A 15421-nucleotide genomic window follows, 5' to 3' on the forward strand; every position below is an offset into this window, starting at 1 on the left:
GTCTTTAGGGATAGTGAACGTCTTAAATCATTTGTGCGACACACTATCCTTTTAACATTTTGATATCAAAATACTTAATGTTTAACGCAAACAAATTTTGAGCACAAAATGTTGGTTAATGTGTCCGCTTTAATAACGATTAATCTCTATTTGGAGCAGAACAAGACTATGAAAATGAAATTATCTGTACTTTCGGCAGCACTTCTCTCCGCTACTATGCTGCTAGGCCCAGTTTACGCAGAAGCGAAATTACCTATCGCGGTAGACGGACAAAACCTCCCTACGCTTGCACCGATGCTTGAACGCGTCACGCCAGGTGTAGTGAGTATTCAAGTTTCTGGGGCAAAAGAAGTACGCCGCCGAGTCGACCCTTTCGATTTCTTTTTTGGTAATCCACAACCACGAAGTCAAAAACGACCGTTCAGTGGCTTAGGCTCTGGTGTCATCATTGATGCGGGCGAAGGTTATATCGTGACAAATAACCACGTTATTGAAGACGCAGAGAAAATTGTGGTGACGTTACAAGACGGCCGTGAATTCGAAGCTAAATTAGTTGGCACCGACAAAGAAGCCGACATCGCATTGCTTGAAATTGATGCCGAAGACCTTACCGAAATCAAATTAGCTAACTCAGATAAACTGCGTGTCGGTGACTTTTCCGTTGCGATTGGTAACCCATTCGGTCTGAGCCACACCGTAACATCCGGTATTATTAGTGCTCTCGGCCGCAGTGGCCTTAATATTGAAGGCTATGAGGACTTTATTCAGACAGATGCCGCAATTAACCAAGGTAATTCTGGTGGAGCATTGGTGAACCTCAATGGTGAGTTAATTGGGATTAACACGGCTATTCTCGGCGCATCAGGTGGTAACGTTGGTATCGGTTTCGCTATCCCATCAAATATGATGAAAAACTTAGTGGATCAGATCATTGAATATGGTCAAGTTCGCCGTGGCTCGCTTGGTCTTGCTGGTCGAACACTCGATGCGGGTCTCGCGAAAGCGCAGGGTATAGAGGTGAAACAAGGTGCCTATGTCATGCAAGTTATGCCTGAAGGTGCGGCAAATGAAGCAGGGATCAAAGCCGGTGATGTAATCGTCAGCTTAAATGGTGATCCAATTGCGAGTTTTGAAGAGTTACGCGGCAAAGTAGCAACGCATGGTGAAGGCAAAACACTGAAAATGGGCATTCACCGCGATGGGAAAACGAAAGAAATCGATGTTACATTGAAAGGCCAAAGCGAGAAGACTGCTGATGCACAACGAATTCACCCAGCGCTTCAAGGCGCAACGCTAGAAAGTGGTGAACGCGATGGAAACCAAGGTATTGTTGTTACTGCTGTCGAAGCTCGTTCAAACGCGACGCGCGTTGGTTTGGAAGAAGGCGATGTTATTATGCAAGTCAACCGTCAACGCGTCACTTCGGTACGTGAAATGAGCAGCATCATTGATGACATCAAAGGCAACGTGGTGCTTGGAATTAAACGTGGAAGAGATTCTGTCTTCTTATTAATTCAGTAAGAAAAACGCTAGAAAAACACAGTGGCACTTGCCGCTGTGTTTTTTTTTGTGCCATCATAAACCCTCGACAACTATAAAAATGATTTTGATACGTGCTTAAATTCTTAAAGTTTCTTGTACCCCCTTTGTTTTTCGGACTTGCGATTGCATTTATCATTATTTTGGCGGTCCCTGAAATGCGTTCGAGCATTTTGCCCAACCTATCAATCGCGGCGAAAATCAAAGCTGGCCATATGAGTTTTGCGGATGGGGTTAAAAAAGCTGCCCCGGCTGTTGTTACCATTTTCTCAGAAGGGGATGTCACCGAGCCTCGCTATAAAAGGCAGAACAAAGTTCAAGAGTTAGGCTCTGGCGTTATCATGACCTCGGATGGTTATATTCTGACAAACTACCACGTCGTCAATAATGCAGACCAAATCGTGGTCATTTTAACGGACGGGCGTACCTTTACAGATGCACAGCTCATCGGATTCGATCCGATCACTGACCTTGCACTATTAAAGATAGACGCGAAGCATTTACCTGTGATCCCTAAAGATGACGATTTTATCCCTGAAGTTGGCGATGTCGTTTTAGCAATTGGTAACCCACTCAACATTGGGCAAACAATCACACAGGGTATTGTCTCCGCTACGGGTAAGCAAACGCTTACCGATAGCCCATATAACAGCTTGTTGCAGATGGACGCCGCTGTAAACATGGGGAATTCTGGGGGCGCCTTGGTCAACTCAAATGGTATTTTAGTCGGCATTACCTCCGCACAGTTTAGAGCAAGATATAATATCGATATTCAAGGTATCTCGTTCGCCGTACCTTACGCTCTCGCTAAAGAGGTTATGGCAAAGTTGATTAAAGATGGCAGAGTGATCCGTGGTTACCTAGGTTTTACCGGAAAACCAGTTGATCAGTACGGTATTGAGATCACTGACCGCTACACGCCCGTATTTGGCATTCTCATAAACAATCTTGATCCTCTGGGGCCTGCTTGGCAAGCGGGCATGAAAGACAATGATATTATCGTCAAGATGGCGGGGAAATCCGTCACGACGCCTCAAGACGCACTTCATCTGATTGGGAATACACGCCCCGGTACAAAGCTGACATTCGAGATTTACCGTGACGGCGAGTACAAAGAAGTGGAAGTCGAAGTCGCAGAGCTTGAAACTCGTATTTAAATATAAAAAACGCGGACTGGTATCCGCGTTTTTATATCTTCCGTTTAGACAGTAACTTACGCTGAACGGCGCTTAATCTTCGCACCTAATCGGCTAAGCTTATCTTCAATACGTTGATAGCCTCTATCTACATGATAGATACGGTCGACTACCGTTTCTCCTTCCGCAACAATCCCCGTTAAGATAAGGCTCGCTGAAGCACGTAAATCGGTTGCCATAACTTGGGCACCGGTCAGTCGCTCAGTATCACCACAAATCGCGGTATTGCCCTCAAGTCGAATATTGGCACCCATACGCTGTAGCTCTGGAACATGCATAAAACGATTCTCAAAAATCGTTTCTGTGATTGTTGCACTGCCCTTTGCCACAACGTTTAGCGCGGTAAATTGCGCCTGCATATCCGTCGGGAAACCAGGATGTGGCATGGTCTTGATATTAACCGCTTTCAATTCGCGACCGCGCATATCAAGATAAATTGACGAATCCGTTAACTCGACAAACGCATTTGCCGCTCTAAGTTTCTCAATCACCGGCTCTAAACTGTGGTAATCCGTTTCACGGCACAATACTTCTCCACCGCTCATTGCCGCTGCGACGAGGAAAGTTCCTGTTTCAATGCGATCAGGCAGGATACGGTGTTCACAACCTGCGAGCGATTCTACGCCATCAATCGTGATGCATTTCGTACCCGCTCCTGATATTTTAGCGCCCATCGCAATGAGACAATTAGCCAAATCAACAACTTCAGGCTCTTGAGCTGCATTTTCTAAAACAGTGCGGCCATCGGCTAATGCCGCAGCCATTAATAAGTTTTCGGTTGCGCCAACACTCACCATATCCATAAAGATTTCAGCGCCCTTTAAACGACCCGCTGATTTGGCATGGATATAGCCATTTTCAACCTTAATATCAGCTCCCATTCTTGCAAGACCTTGAATATGAAGGTCGACGGGGCGTGCACCAATCGCACATCCACCAGGTAGAGATACTTGAGCTTGACCGAAACGAGCCAATAAGGGTCCAAGAGCAAGAACAGACGCTCGCATCTGTTTTACGAGTTCATAAGGTGCAAGGACACTATTAACTGTACTACCGTCCACCAACAAGGCATCCCCTTGCCACGAAACTTCCGCACCCAGCGTGCGCAATAACGCTTCTGTGGTTGAGATGTCACGTAACTGAGGAACATTCAGAAAGGTACTCTTGCCATTGGCAAGTAATGAGGCGAATAATATAGGTAAGGCGGCGTTTTTCGCGCCGGAGATTGTAACTTCTCCGGCTAACGTAGTGCCACCTTGGATAACAAACTGATCCATAGCGGCTCCAATTATTGAGGAAGGATAAACTTACGTTCTCTTTGCCACTCTGTAGGCGTATACGCTTTGATGCTGACCGCATGGATGGTGCCATCAGCAATTGTTTGCATCAGTGGGCCATAAACCAATTGTTGTTTTTTAACACGGCTTAAACCGTCAAAACACTCACCAACTGCGATTACTTCATAGTGGTTGCCATTCGCTTTTACGATGACTTCTGACAAAGCCAGTTTTTCACGAAGCAACGCTTCAACTTGGGTAGTTTCCATTAGACTCACTCAAATAGATTGCTAACCTGCCCCAATTCCATCAAATTGAGTAATTGGTCAGGTTTATTGATTAGCTCGAGACGACAGTCTCGCTTCTTTAATTCACTCAATGTGTGAATTAACCAAGCTAATCCCGCTGTGTCAACCCTAGACACCTCAGAAAGGTCTAATTTAAGTGTTGTTTGGACATTTTGTAGCAGTTGGTTAAGAAGCCGTTCATTCCCGAGGCTGTTTCTCGTCATTTCGCCAACCAACTGCCAATGGCCTTCATTCATTGGTTTGAGCTGCAGCTCACTCATCGCTATTCTTACCTCGAAACTGAACAGGTAACTTACTTTTCTTGTCGAGAAGTTCAATAACGTACTCTATGCCCTGCTGGCGTAAAATGCCATGAAGCTCTGTTTGCTTCGCGTCCAGCAAGCTAATGCCTTCAGCAATCATGTCATATGCTCGCCACTCATTATCTTTGTCTCGGCGCACTTTGAAATCAATACTGATGTCAGGCTTGCCCGGCTCCACTATACGTGTACGCACAATCGCAATATCGTCACCAGCAAAGTCGCGATCTTGAGAAAATTCGACTTTTTGATTGGTATACTGTGTGAATACACCTGCGTAGGTTGCAACCAAGTAGCGTTTGAACACATCGATGAATACTTTGATGTTTTCAACCGCTTGCTTTTTCTCTTCTGGATCCTCAATCGCGCGCACTTTTTGAATGTAGCTACCAAGCACACGATATGCTGCGTATTTGTAATCGATGTAAGGTAAAAGCTCTTCTTCAACAATAACACGAAGATGCTCTTTGTTTTTCACAATAATTGGTTGCTCAGCAGTCACTCGTTTAAATGTGTTGTCTGCAACTTCTTGAACCATTTTAAATGGATCTTTTGTATCTACTTCAGCATGTGCAGTAGAAAACAGACTCACTGAAACAAACAGCATTGTTAAAATTCGTTTCAACATGGGTTATTCACCCCCCTGATTAAATAGGAATTGACCTATCAACTCTTCTAATACTAACGCAGACTTAGTATCTGTAACGCGATCGCCATTTTTAAGTGCCTTGCTTTCAACACCAAACAGAGAATCAAGATCGTCCGACTCTTGCTTTACTTCGTGTCCTAAACAAGCTTGCTGGGACGAATTAGATGCAATCACAGGCGACAGCCCTAGATATTGCTCACCAAGGATACCTGACGTTAAGATTGATACATTGGTTGTGTCAGCAAACTTACATTCATACTGTTTATCGATAGCCATGTTTACGACAGGCACGAATTCAACCGGATCAACGTAGATCCCATCAACTCGACCAATCACAACACCACCGACTTTGATTGGCGCACGCACTTTCAAAGAGCCGATGTTGTCAAACTTCGCGTGTAGGCCGAAAGTTTCGTTGCTACCGCCAATCCCTGCATTTGCTACTTTTAATGCCAGCATCGTAAATGCAGCAATCCCTAAGAAAACAAACACACCAACTAAAATTTCAATTTTCCGTGAATTCATATCTCAACCTAATTAGTTCGAAAACATCACTGCGGTTAATACAAAGTCTAAACCGAGTACTGCAAGTGATGAATGCACAACGGTTTCCGTTGTTGCTTTACTGATCCCTTCAGACGTTGGGATACAGTCATGACCTTTATAAAGTGCTATCCAAGTCACGACCAAAGCAAACACAAAACTCTTAATAAGACCGTTTAAAATGTCTTTTTCTAACGACACTTGCGCTTGCATAATTGACCAAAAACTACCTGTATCAATACCGAGCCAATCTACCCCAACCAAATGTGCACCTAAGATTGCCACGGCTGAAAAGATAAGCGCCAATAATGGCATACTGATAAAACCTGCCCAAAAGCGAGGAGCAATAACGCGTTTCAATGGATCAACGGCCATCATCTCTAAACTTGATAGTTGCTCAGTTGCTTTCATCAAGCCTATCTCGGCTGTCAATGCACTGCCTGCTCGTCCAGCAAACAATAGCGCAGTCACAACAGGCCCTAATTCTCGCAGCAAACTAAGCGCAACTAGAGGACCTAAACTGTCTTCAGCACCATAATCAACGAGTACGGTGTAGCCTTGCAGCGCCAGAACCATACCAATGAAAAGACCAGAAACCATGATAATTAACAAAGATTGGTGGCCAACCATGTAAAGTTGACGAACCAGCAACGGCGTACCTTTGCGAACATTCGGCACATTTAAAAGCGCGCCAAGCAACATTTGCGTTGCACGTCCGATTGCCGCAAAACGCTCTAACGTTTTTTGACCTAACGCTTGAAACAATGAAATCATCTTGCGCTCCCGGACAGCAATTCATCTTCGTACGGCTCAGCGCGGAAGTGAAATGGCACAGGACCATCTGCAAGACCTTGTAAAAACTGTTGCACTAGCGGTGATTCATGCTTCAACATTTCTTCAGGGGTTCCCTCTCCTATAACGCCTTGTTCCGCAATAATCACAATGTGATCGGCTATACTCATCACCTCAGTTACATCGTGCGTAACGATTAATGAAGAAAGCCCTAACACTTCGTTAAGTGATTTGATTAAACGAACTAATACGCCCATCGAAATAGGATCTTGGCCGGCAAAAGGCTCATCGTACATAATAAGTTCAGGGTCAAGTGCAATAGCACGCGCTAAAGCCGCCCTTCTCGCCATACCACCCGAAAGTTCTGCGGGCATTAACGATTGCGCACCGCGCAAACCCACAGCTTGTAATTTCATAAGCACGATTAATCGGATAAGCGATTCGCTAAGTTGAGTGTGTTCACGTAAAGGAAACGCGACATTGTCAAAAACCGACATATCTGTAAACAACGCGCCACTTTGGAAAAGCATACTCATCTTAGTACGAGTTTGGTACAGCTCAGAGCGAGACATTGCAGGGATGCTGTTCCCTTCGAAGAGAATGTCACCGTTGTCCGGTTTCAATTGCCCGCCGATTAACCGCAACATCGTCGTTTTACCTATTCCACTTGAAATTCATAATCGCTGTTATTTTGCCTTTTGGAACAGTGAAGCTCATATTTTCGTAAATCGTCCGATCACCGCGCGAAAAAGTAAGTCCTTTGACTTCGACTATAGCTTTAGACAACTCGCGCTCCATGTGTGATTCCTCAATATTCGCCCATCATACGTTTTTTAAATTATGTTGGGAAAAGAGAATTCGTAAAATTTTGTAATCTTGAATAATCGTTCAATTATACGATAGACCCCTGTTTAAATGCAAACTAGCACATCGCAATTGCTTATACATTTACGCGCTAATTTGTTACTATTTATTGCATTACCAATAGCTTTAGTTACCCACAATCTATGCTGACTTCTTTTGCAATCCTATTTCTAGGTCTTGCCGCACTTGTTTGGAGTGCTGATCGATTCGTCTTTGGTGCCGCGGCACTTGCCAAAAATTTTGGTGTTCCTTCTTTGATCATTGGCCTGACTATTGTTGCGATGGGTTCATCAGCTCCTGAAATGATGGTAGCAGCTCAAGCTGCACTTGCTGGAAAAACAGATACGGCCGTCGGAAATGTAGTCGGTTCTAATATCACTAACGTTCTACTAGTACTCGGTGCTACAGCCTTAATTCGCCCTTTGACGGTAAGCTCTGGCATTCTGAAACGTGAAATGCCAATTCTAATCATTGTTTCGCTCAGTGCTTGGTATATTTTCCGTGATAATTATTTCAGCTTTAACGAAGCGATAGCGCTTATGATAGGCTTTGTGATGTTTATCTTAGGTCTAATTTACATTACGAAAAACAACACCGACAACGAAGACCCGCTTGTAAGCGAAACGTGTGACGAAATTCCAGAGGGGGTCAAAACCTCTAAAGCGGTTTTCTGGCTGATTATCGGTATGATTATGTTGCCAGTGAGTTCTGGATACTTAGTAGATGCGGCTGTGGATATTGCCAAATACTTTGGCATGAGCGATTTACTTATAGGCTTAACAATTATTGCGATTGGCACGAGTTTGCCCGAACTTGCAGCCTCAATTGCGGGTGCTATGAAAAAGGAAGACGACCTCGCGCTTGGTAATATTATTGGTTCCAATATTTTTAATATTCTCGCCGTTCTCTCTATTGGTGGTTTTATCCACCCTGCAACCATTGATAGCGCCGTATCCAGCAGAGATATTTACGTCATGCTCGCGACGGCATTGATTTTAGTCGTGATGAGCCTAAATATAAAAGGCATGCGACGCATAAACCGTTTAGAAGGCGGTGTATTGGTTGCTGCGTTTTTCGCATATCTTTATTTTATTATTTAGTTTTGGGTAAGGCATGTCAGAAACCAACTTTATCTCTAGTGCACAACGCGTCATCGATATCGAACGACAGGCTATCTCGGAAATAAAACAGTATGTTGATGTCAACTTCGACACGGCATGCCAAGCCATGTTTGATTGCCAAGGCCGGATCATTGTTGTTGGAATGGGAAAATCCGGTCATGTCGGTAATAAAATAGCCGCAACACTCGCGTCAACGGGCACACCCGCTTTCTTTGTACACCCTGGTGAAGCAAGTCATGGCGACTTAGGCATGATCACCAAAGACGATGTTGTTTTGCTTATTTCCAACTCAGGGGAAACAAGCGAGATCCTCAACATAGTTCCAGTCATAAAGCGAATTGGTGCATACATTATCGCGATGACAGGGAATGCCCAATGTTCGATGGCTAAGCTAGCTAATTGCCATATTCAAGTCACCGTTTCTCAAGAGGCTTGCCCATTAGGACTCGCGCCTACTGCAAGTACAACCGCGACCCTCGTCATGGGCGACGCACTAGCCGTGGCACTGCTCGAAGCAAGAGGCTTTACCGCGGATGATTTTGCGCTGTCACACCCTGGTGGAAGTCTGGGCCGACGTTTACTTCTAACACTTGATGACATCATGCATAAAGAAACTCAGGTGCCGAGAGTCGAGCTTAATCAAACGGTCACGGCTGCCCTGTTTGAGATTTCTGCTAAAGGCCTTGGCATGACGTCTGTCGTCGATGGTTTTGGGCGTATGGTTGGGATCTTCACTGATGGCGATTTACGCCGTATTATTGAACAACGCATTGACATCCATTCGACCACGATTGAAAACGTCATGACACGAAAATGCACCACCGCGAATCCAGAAATGCTCGCTGCCGAAGCGCTAAATATTATGGAAACAAAACGCATTAACGGTCTAATTGTCATTGATAGCCAAAACCGTCCAATTGGCGCACTTAATATGCAAGACTTACTCAAAGCGGGAGTGCTTTAACCATGCAGTTTGCAGAATTATACCAACCTGTTAGCGATGTAGTGTTCAACAAAGCCAAGAAAATCAAATTACTAATCTGCGATATTGATGGTGTATTCTCAGATGGACGTATCTATTTGGGTAATCATGGTGAAGAGCTTAAAGCATTCAACACGAAAGATGGCTTCGGCATCAAAGCCTTGATCCAATCAGGCGTAGAAGTGGCCGTTATCACTGGCCGACATTCACAAATAGTTCAGCAACGCATGACTAGTTTAACCGTAAAGTATATTTATCAAGGCCAAGAAGACAAGCTGATTGCCTATGCTGATTTAAAGGCAAAACTCGGTTTGGCCGACGACGAAGTTGCTTATATAGGTGATGATTCGCCAGATATGCCAGTAATGGAAAAAGTTGGGTTTGCTGTTGCAGTAAATGATGCACATCCCATCATTCGACATTTATCACATTACACAACATTGCTACCTGGTGGATATGGCGCAGTTAGAGAACTGACCGATTTAATTATGTTGAGTCAAAATAAGACGTTAGGTTATCAAGGAACCAGTGCATGAGTCATTCACGTGCCTTGCTGCTCGTCATTTTTCTAGCGGTCATGGTATGGCTTTGGTACTCTTACCTATCAAATGAGCAAGCAGCTCAAGATGATAAACAAGACGTCCTAGCGCAACCTGACTACATTGCCATGGACTTAAGACAGTCGATGTACAACAAAGAAGGACAGCTGACTCATACGGTAAATGCGATAAAAGTTGAAATGTTTCAGGAGCTTGGCTTCTCTCACTTTCAATCACCGACATTCACCTTGTATAACCAGCAACAGAATTGGCAACTCACAGCAAATGAAGCAACGCTGTATGAAAACAATACCCTCATTTTGGAAGGCGATGTTGTTGCTACAAATATGGACAATACAAGTATGATTAGCCACATAAACGCTGCTCATATTCGTGTTGATATAACGAATAAAAAAATGCTTTCCGAACAACCCGTTGTTGTGTCTGGTCCAAACTTAACGATCACTGGCCAAGGTTTATTGGCGGATCTCAAAACCGACACAATTGAACTTAATAACCATACACGAACGATTTACTATGAAAAATAAGCCTTTGATAACGCTAATCGCAGTTTTAATGAGCACATCGGTTTTTGCTGTGACAATGCCGCTTGAACCTGTGTCGATCGTCGCTGAGAAACAACTTGCACAATTAAAGTCCAACATTGGTATTTTTGAAAAAAATGTTGAAATCGTTCATGGCAAGCGAAAAATTAAAGCGGACAGATTAGAAGTCCATCGCCGCGAAGAAATGGGCGAAAATGCTGAATTGCTCGTAGCGACAGGGAATCCAGCAGTATTCCAAGAAACTCAAGATGACGGCAGCATTTTGAAAGCGACAGCGAAAGAAGTTCGTTATGACGTCGCAAATCGCTTACTGACCATCAAAGGTGGGGCTGAAATCAGCCAAGCAGGTCAAAAAATTAATGCTGAAGTGATTGTCTATGACATGGAAAAACAGCTTATAAGTGCAGAGCGAGGCAATGAAAGCCAGTCGCGAGTGCGCACCATCCTTGTGCCGGAACAAAAAGACAAAAGCAAGGAGCAAGGTAATCCATGAGTACGTTACGCGCAGAATTCCTAGCAAAAAGTTATAAGGGAAGGCAAGTCGTAAAGAACGTCGGCTTGAGTATCGAAGCGGGCAGCATTGTTGGCTTACTCGGTCCAAATGGCGCTGGAAAAACCACAACGTTTTATATGATTGTTGGTTTGGTTCCAAGTGACAAAGGAACGATTCATATCGACGATCAAGATATCACTTTGTTGCCAATGCATAGTCGAGCGCGATTAGGTATTGGTTATTTACCACAAGAATCGTCTATCTTTCGAAAACTGACCGTCTATCAAAATTTGATGGCGATCCTTGAGACTCGTAAAGATCTCAACAAAGCTGGCCGTGAGCAAATCCTTAATGAACTTCTTGATGAGTTTAATATTCAACATATTAGAGATAGTTTGGGTATGGCTTTATCCGGTGGAGAGCGTCGTCGAGTTGAAATTGCTCGCGCTTTAGCCGCTTCGCCAAAATTTATCCTTTTAGATGAGCCTTTTGCTGGCGTTGATCCCATTTCAGTGTTAGATATAAAGAAAATAATCGAACACCTAAAAAATCGTGGTATCGGCGTACTCATCACGGACCACAACGTAAGAGAAACATTAGATGTCTGTGAAAAGGCCTACATTGTTTCTCATGGTGAATTAATCGCGGCAGGCCCCCCTGAATCCGTTTTGGCAAATCAAACCGTCCGCGATGTCTACCTAGGCGAACAATTCAGGCTATAGTTTACGTAGTACAGTCGCCTAATTGAATTGAACACTAGAGAAAGGATTGTTACAGATACATGAGGCAATCATTACAGCTCCGCATGGGGCAGCAACTGACAATGACACCACAATTGCAGCAAGCAATACGCTTGTTGCAGTTGAGCACGCTAGATCTTCAGCAAGAAATTCAAGAAGCGCTGGACAGCAATCCTTTATTAGAAGTCGATGATCAGGAAAATAGTCCTGAAAATAACCAACAAGATGACGACTTCGATTATGCCTCATCTCAAGAAACCAGCTCATCAGAACCAGCCAATGACTTCGAAGAACAAGTCACTGACTATGAAATGGAATCCGGTGACGCACTAAATAAAGACACGGTCAGTGACGAACTGGCAATGGACGTAACTTGGGATGAATATATGAGTGCGGCTCCAGCCGCCTCGTCAGGACCAATGCCTGACGATGACATGGTTTATCAAGGCGAAACGACCGAAACGCTTCATGAATATCTCATGTGGCAACTTGAACTCACCCCATTTTCACCAACTGATCGTGCCATTGCGGTTGCCATTGTTGAGGCCGTAGATGAGTCAGGTACGCTCACCGTTTCAACACAAGACATAGTTGACAGTCTGAATGAAGGTAGCGATGAAGAAGAAGCCCATTGAGCTTGATGAAGTCGAAGCCGTATTAAAGCGAGTTCAACTCTTTGATCCTATTGGTATCGCGGCTCGAAGCTTACAAGAATGTCTCTGTATCCAACTAAACCAATATGATTCATCAACGCCATGGTTAGCTGAGACAAAACAAATACTTAATGAACACATTGAGCTTTTAGCAAGTCGTGACTATCGCACTTTAATGAAAAAGACTAAGCTTAAAGAAAGTGATTTAAAAGAAGTCATGACGCTAATTCATAGCCTTAATCCTAAACCTGCAGCCTCAGTGATCCATGAAGAACCAGAGTACGTGGTGCCAGATGTATCAGTGAAAAAGGTCAAAGGCCGTTGGGTTGTTGAATTAAATCCTGATTGCATGCCAAAGATCCGTGTTAACGATCAATACGCAGCAATGAGTCGTTCCGTTCGCTCTTCAAGTGATAGTCAGTTTATTCGCTCTCACCTGCAAGAAGCCAAATGGTTTATTAAAAGTTTAGAAAGTCGTAACGAGACGCTAATGAAAGTGGCTAACTGCATCGTAAAACAGCAGCAGGCCTTTTTTGAACATGGCCCTGAAGCCATGCGTCCAATGGTGTTAAATGATGTCGCTGAGATGGTCGAAATGCACGAATCCACCATTTCACGTGTTACAACACAAAAATACATGCATACACCTCGCGGCATTTTTGAACTGAAATACTTCTTCTCAAGTCATGTTAGTACCGAAAACGGAGGTGAGTGCTCATCCACTGCGATACGAGCGCTCATTAAAAAGCTAATTGCCGCAGAAAATGCAGCTAAACCATTGAGTGATAGCAAAATTGCGGATATTTTAGCGGAACAAGGAATTCAAGTGGCGAGACGCACGATTGCAAAATATCGCGAGTCTTTGGCTATACCACCGTCAAATCAGCGTAAAAGCCTGATCTAAGACGTAAAACTCAAGAAGGAAAAATGCTTATGCAACTAAATCTAACTGGTCGTCACGTAGAAATCACAGATTCTTTAAGAGACTATGTAAACAGTAAGTTTGCGAAGCTGGAGCGACATTTTGATCACATCAATAATGTTCACGTTATATTAGATGTTGAAAAACTCACGCATAAAGCAGAAGCAACTCTACATGTAAATGGTGGGGAACTCTTTGCATCAACGGAACACCAGGACATGTACGCGGCCATCGATTTACTCTTGGATAAGTTGGACCGTCAAGTAATAAAACATAAAGAAAAGATGACTCGACACTAACAATGAAACTTAGCGAACTCATTTCAAAGGACTGCACGAAAGCTGCAGTCCTTTTTACTAGTAAAAAGCGCGTTCTAGAATATCTTAGTGAATTAGCACAACAGCAGCTTCCAGAAGTAGATCAGCATGAAATCCTTGATGCTCTGCTTGCTCGAGAAAAACTGGGAAGCACAGGAATTGGTAAAGGTGTTGCTCTTCCGCATGGGCGTTTAATCGGTATAGAAAAGCCGCTCGTCATGATCCTTACGAACCAAGAAGCGATTGATTACGATGCAATAGACAATCGTCCAGTCGACGTATTTGTTGGACTGATCGTACCAGAAGGGGAACATCAATCACATCTAAAGACCTTAGCCACTATCGCTGATAAACTTAGGGACAAAGAATACTGTCGTCGTTTACGACATGCACAAACAGATGAAGAATTGTTTGAGGTACTGGATAGCTAAGTAGAGGTGGTAAAATGGAACTTATAATTATCAGTGGTCGCTCTGGATCCGGAAAGTCAGTTGCATTAAGAGTCTTAGAAGACTTAGGGTTTTATTGCGTAGATAATATTCCTGTTAATTTATTACCTTCTCTTGTGCGTATATCTGCCGATAACTATGACAAAGTGGCAGTAAGCATTGACGTCCGTAACCTACCAAAAGAACAACAAGAATTTAATGAAATCTTCGAATACTTACCGCAGTTTGCTAAACCAACCTTATTTTATTTAGACAGTGATGATCATACGTTAATTCGCCGATTTTCTGAAACTCGCCGACTTCACCCTCTTTCAATCAACAGTCTTCCACTGGATATGGCTATTGCGCAAGAGAAAGTATTATTAGACGTTATCATCAATCGAGCAGATGTTCTCATCGATACAACAGACATGAGCGTACATCAACTTGCAGAGACGATTAGAGAGAAAATCTTAGGTAAGAAAGATAAAACGCTCATCATTACCTTTATGTCATTTGGCTTCAAACATGGAATTCCAAAAGAAGCGGATTACGTTTTTGATGCTCGTTTCTTGCCAAATCCGCATTGGGAACCTGAATTAAAACCGTTGACCGGCCTCGATCAACCCGTAAAAGATTATCTCGCCAACCACAGTATTGTGCAAAAATTCACATGGCAAATTCAGACGTTTGTACAAACGTGGCTGCCACATTTAGAGCGCAATAACCGCAGCTATCTCACCATTGCTATTGGATGTACAGGTGGCCAACATCGTTCCGTGTATCTTGCCCAAACGATTGGTGAAAGTTTCCAAACCATGCACAGCAACGTAAAAATTCGCCATAGAGAGCAACCCAATCATGCGAGTTGAGAACACGTTTTTAATTAAAAATAAACTAGGTTTACATGCGCGCGCAGCCACGGTTTTAGCGCAACTAGCCATGCAGTTCGATGCACAAATTACGCTGTATCAGGACGATAAAATGGCAGAAGGCGATAGTGTTCTCGCATTAATGTTACTCGAAAGCAGCCAAGGCAAAGAAATTAAAGTTATTTGTGAAGGACCCGATGCGGAACCTGCTTTGGATGCAATAGGGGAACTTATCGACGATCGTTTCCATGAATCTGAATAAGTTGCTGATTTTCTCCTTAAATCCGGCTTGGTAAGCGTGAGTTAATTCGTTACACTTAT

The 15421-nt window shown here is 43.6% G+C and carries 18 protein-coding genes and 2 pseudogenes; 13 read left to right on the forward strand and 7 right to left on the reverse strand.

Translation table 11 applies throughout. From position 1 onward, the window contains the following. Positions 1-168: 168 nt before the first annotated feature. Together J5O05_RS07595 and J5O05_RS07600 are read left to right on the forward strand one after the other, a co-directional pair. A complete protein-coding gene (locus J5O05_RS07595; RefSeq protein WP_208844265.1) occupies positions 169-1521 on the forward strand; it encodes a Do family serine endopeptidase in 1353 nt (450 codons plus the stop codon). A 92-nt stretch (positions 1522-1613) separates the two neighbouring features. After that, positions 1614-2696, forward strand: a complete 1083-nt coding sequence (locus J5O05_RS07600) for a trypsin-like peptidase domain-containing protein (protein ID WP_208844266.1) — start codon at positions 1614-1616, stop codon at positions 2694-2696. Positions 2697-2752: 56 nt separating this feature from the next. On the opposite strand, the gene murA is transcribed toward J5O05_RS07600, so the two are convergent. The 7 genes and pseudogenes from murA to J5O05_RS07635 all read right to left on the reverse strand — a co-directional run bounded on the left by murA (position 2753) and on the right by J5O05_RS07635 (position 7320). Continuing rightward, positions 2753-4012, reverse strand: a complete 1260-nt coding sequence (gene murA / locus J5O05_RS07605) for a UDP-N-acetylglucosamine 1-carboxyvinyltransferase (protein WP_208844267.1) — start codon at positions 4010-4012, stop codon at positions 2753-2755. Positions 4013-4023: 11 nt separating this feature from the next. Further along, positions 4024-4281 carry a BolA family protein gene (locus J5O05_RS07610; protein ID WP_208844268.1) on the reverse strand — a complete coding sequence of 86 codons (258 nt, stop codon included), beginning with the start codon at positions 4279-4281 and terminating at the stop codon, positions 4024-4026. Between the two features lie 5 nt (positions 4282-4286). Next, entirely contained in the window at positions 4287-4580 is a 294-nt protein-coding gene (locus J5O05_RS07615; RefSeq protein ID WP_208844269.1) for an STAS domain-containing protein, read from the reverse strand. Continuing rightward, on the reverse strand, positions 4573-5247 hold the full coding sequence (locus tag J5O05_RS07620; protein WP_208844270.1) for an MlaC/ttg2D family ABC transporter substrate-binding protein: 675 nt from the start codon (positions 5245-5247) through the stop codon (positions 4573-4575). Before J5O05_RS07620 ends, J5O05_RS07615 begins: the two co-directional genes overlap by 8 nt. Positions 5248-5250: 3 nt before the next feature. Beyond that, positions 5251-5793 carry an outer membrane lipid asymmetry maintenance protein MlaD gene (mlaD, locus tag J5O05_RS07625; RefSeq protein ID WP_208844271.1) on the reverse strand — a complete coding sequence of 181 codons (543 nt, stop codon included), beginning with the start codon at positions 5791-5793 and terminating at the stop codon, positions 5251-5253. 12 nt (positions 5794-5805) lie between these two features. Further along, positions 5806-6585, reverse strand: coding sequence for a lipid asymmetry maintenance ABC transporter permease subunit MlaE (gene mlaE / locus J5O05_RS07630; RefSeq protein WP_208844272.1), 780 nt, complete (start codon positions 6583-6585; stop codon positions 5806-5808). Beyond that, positions 6582-7320: pseudogene (locus J5O05_RS07635) on the reverse strand (ATP-binding cassette domain-containing protein). Before J5O05_RS07635 ends, mlaE begins: the two are co-directional and overlap by 4 nt. A 290-nt stretch (positions 7321-7610) precedes the next feature. Here J5O05_RS07635 and J5O05_RS07640 point away from each other — a divergent pair. From J5O05_RS07640 to J5O05_RS07690, 11 genes and pseudogenes are all read left to right on the forward strand, one after another. Further along, complete coding sequence (locus J5O05_RS07640; RefSeq protein WP_208844273.1) at positions 7611-8567, forward strand: calcium/sodium antiporter; 957 nt, start codon at positions 7611-7613, stop codon at positions 8565-8567. A 13-nt stretch (positions 8568-8580) separates the two neighbouring features. Next, on the forward strand, positions 8581-9552 hold the full coding sequence (locus J5O05_RS07645) for a KpsF/GutQ family sugar-phosphate isomerase (RefSeq protein ID WP_208844274.1): 972 nt from the start codon (positions 8581-8583) through the stop codon (positions 9550-9552). 2 nt (positions 9553-9554) lie between these two features. Beyond that, positions 9555-10106, forward strand: a complete 552-nt coding sequence (kdsC, locus tag J5O05_RS07650; RefSeq protein WP_208844275.1) for a 3-deoxy-manno-octulosonate-8-phosphatase KdsC — start codon at positions 9555-9557, stop codon at positions 10104-10106. Next, a complete protein-coding gene (gene lptC, locus J5O05_RS07655) occupies positions 10103-10657 on the forward strand; it encodes an LPS export ABC transporter periplasmic protein LptC (RefSeq protein ID WP_208844276.1) in 555 nt (184 codons plus the stop codon). The genes kdsC and lptC overlap by 4 nt, the downstream gene beginning before the upstream one ends. Then, on the forward strand, positions 10647-11168 hold the full coding sequence (gene lptA, locus J5O05_RS07660) for a lipopolysaccharide transport periplasmic protein LptA (protein ID WP_208844277.1): 522 nt from the start codon (positions 10647-10649) through the stop codon (positions 11166-11168). Before lptC ends, lptA begins: the two co-directional genes overlap by 11 nt. Beyond that, complete coding sequence (gene lptB, locus J5O05_RS07665) at positions 11165-11890, forward strand: LPS export ABC transporter ATP-binding protein (protein ID WP_208844278.1); 726 nt, start codon at positions 11165-11167, stop codon at positions 11888-11890. The genes lptA and lptB overlap by 4 nt, the downstream gene beginning before the upstream one ends. Before the next feature lie 59 nt (positions 11891-11949). After that, positions 11950-13465: pseudogene (locus tag J5O05_RS07670) on the forward strand (RNA polymerase factor sigma-54). A 29-nt stretch (positions 13466-13494) separates the two neighbouring features. Further along, positions 13495-13782 carry a ribosome hibernation promoting factor gene (hpf, locus tag J5O05_RS07675; protein WP_208844279.1) on the forward strand — a complete coding sequence of 96 codons (288 nt, stop codon included), beginning with the start codon at positions 13495-13497 and terminating at the stop codon, positions 13780-13782. A gap of 2 nt (positions 13783-13784) precedes the next feature. Continuing rightward, entirely contained in the window at positions 13785-14231 is a 447-nt protein-coding gene (gene ptsN / locus J5O05_RS07680) for a PTS IIA-like nitrogen regulatory protein PtsN (protein WP_208844280.1), read from the forward strand. 14 nt (positions 14232-14245) lie between these two features. Further along, positions 14246-15100 (forward strand): RNase adapter RapZ, encoded by an 855-nt coding sequence (gene rapZ / locus J5O05_RS07685; protein ID WP_208844281.1) that lies wholly within the window; start codon positions 14246-14248, stop codon positions 15098-15100. Next, positions 15090-15362 carry an HPr family phosphocarrier protein gene (locus J5O05_RS07690; protein WP_208844282.1) on the forward strand — a complete coding sequence of 91 codons (273 nt, stop codon included), beginning with the start codon at positions 15090-15092 and terminating at the stop codon, positions 15360-15362. The genes rapZ and J5O05_RS07690 overlap by 11 nt, the downstream gene beginning before the upstream one ends. Positions 15363-15421: the final 59 nt, after the last annotated feature.

Origin of the sequence: Pseudoalteromonas xiamenensis, assembly GCF_017638925.1 — a bacterium.
Taxonomy (GTDB): Bacteria; Pseudomonadota; Gammaproteobacteria; order Enterobacterales; family Alteromonadaceae; genus Pseudoalteromonas; species Pseudoalteromonas xiamenensis.

What these genes read in the sequence shown, in the direction of transcription:
- J5O05_RS07595 (WP_208844265.1), top strand. Translation starts at nt 169, where the DNA reads ATGAAAATGAAATTATCTGTACTTTCGGCAGCACTTCTCTCCGCTACT.
- murA (WP_208844267.1), bottom strand. Translation starts at nt 4,012, where the DNA reads ATGGATCAGTTTGTTATCCAAGGTGGCACTACGTTAGCCGGAGAAGTT.
- J5O05_RS07610 (WP_208844268.1), bottom strand. Translation starts at nt 4,281, where the DNA reads ATGGAAACTACCCAAGTTGAAGCGTTGCTTCGTGAAAAACTGGCTTTG.
- J5O05_RS07615 (WP_208844269.1), bottom strand. Translation starts at nt 4,580, where the DNA reads ATGAGTGAGCTGCAGCTCAAACCAATGAATGAAGGCCATTGGCAGTTG.
- J5O05_RS07620 (WP_208844270.1), bottom strand. Translation starts at nt 5,247, where the DNA reads ATGTTGAAACGAATTTTAACAATGCTGTTTGTTTCAGTGAGTCTGTTT.
- mlaD (WP_208844271.1), bottom strand. Translation starts at nt 5,793, where the DNA reads ATGAATTCACGGAAAATTGAAATTTTAGTTGGTGTGTTTGTTTTCTTA.
- mlaE (WP_208844272.1), bottom strand. Translation starts at nt 6,585, where the DNA reads ATGATTTCATTGTTTCAAGCGTTAGGTCAAAAAACGTTAGAGCGTTTT.
- J5O05_RS07640 (WP_208844273.1), top strand. Translation starts at nt 7,611, where the DNA reads ATGCTGACTTCTTTTGCAATCCTATTTCTAGGTCTTGCCGCACTTGTT.
- J5O05_RS07645 (WP_208844274.1), top strand. Translation starts at nt 8,581, where the DNA reads ATGTCAGAAACCAACTTTATCTCTAGTGCACAACGCGTCATCGATATC.
- kdsC (WP_208844275.1), top strand. Translation starts at nt 9,555, where the DNA reads ATGCAGTTTGCAGAATTATACCAACCTGTTAGCGATGTAGTGTTCAAC.
- lptC (WP_208844276.1), top strand. Translation starts at nt 10,103, where the DNA reads ATGAGTCATTCACGTGCCTTGCTGCTCGTCATTTTTCTAGCGGTCATG.
- lptA (WP_208844277.1), top strand. Translation starts at nt 10,647, where the DNA reads ATGAAAAATAAGCCTTTGATAACGCTAATCGCAGTTTTAATGAGCACA.
- lptB (WP_208844278.1), top strand. Translation starts at nt 11,165, where the DNA reads ATGAGTACGTTACGCGCAGAATTCCTAGCAAAAAGTTATAAGGGAAGG.
- hpf (WP_208844279.1), top strand. Translation starts at nt 13,495, where the DNA reads ATGCAACTAAATCTAACTGGTCGTCACGTAGAAATCACAGATTCTTTA.
- ptsN (WP_208844280.1), top strand. Translation starts at nt 13,785, where the DNA reads ATGAAACTTAGCGAACTCATTTCAAAGGACTGCACGAAAGCTGCAGTC.
- rapZ (WP_208844281.1), top strand. Translation starts at nt 14,246, where the DNA reads ATGGAACTTATAATTATCAGTGGTCGCTCTGGATCCGGAAAGTCAGTT.
- J5O05_RS07690 (WP_208844282.1), top strand. Translation starts at nt 15,090, where the DNA reads ATGCGAGTTGAGAACACGTTTTTAATTAAAAATAAACTAGGTTTACAT.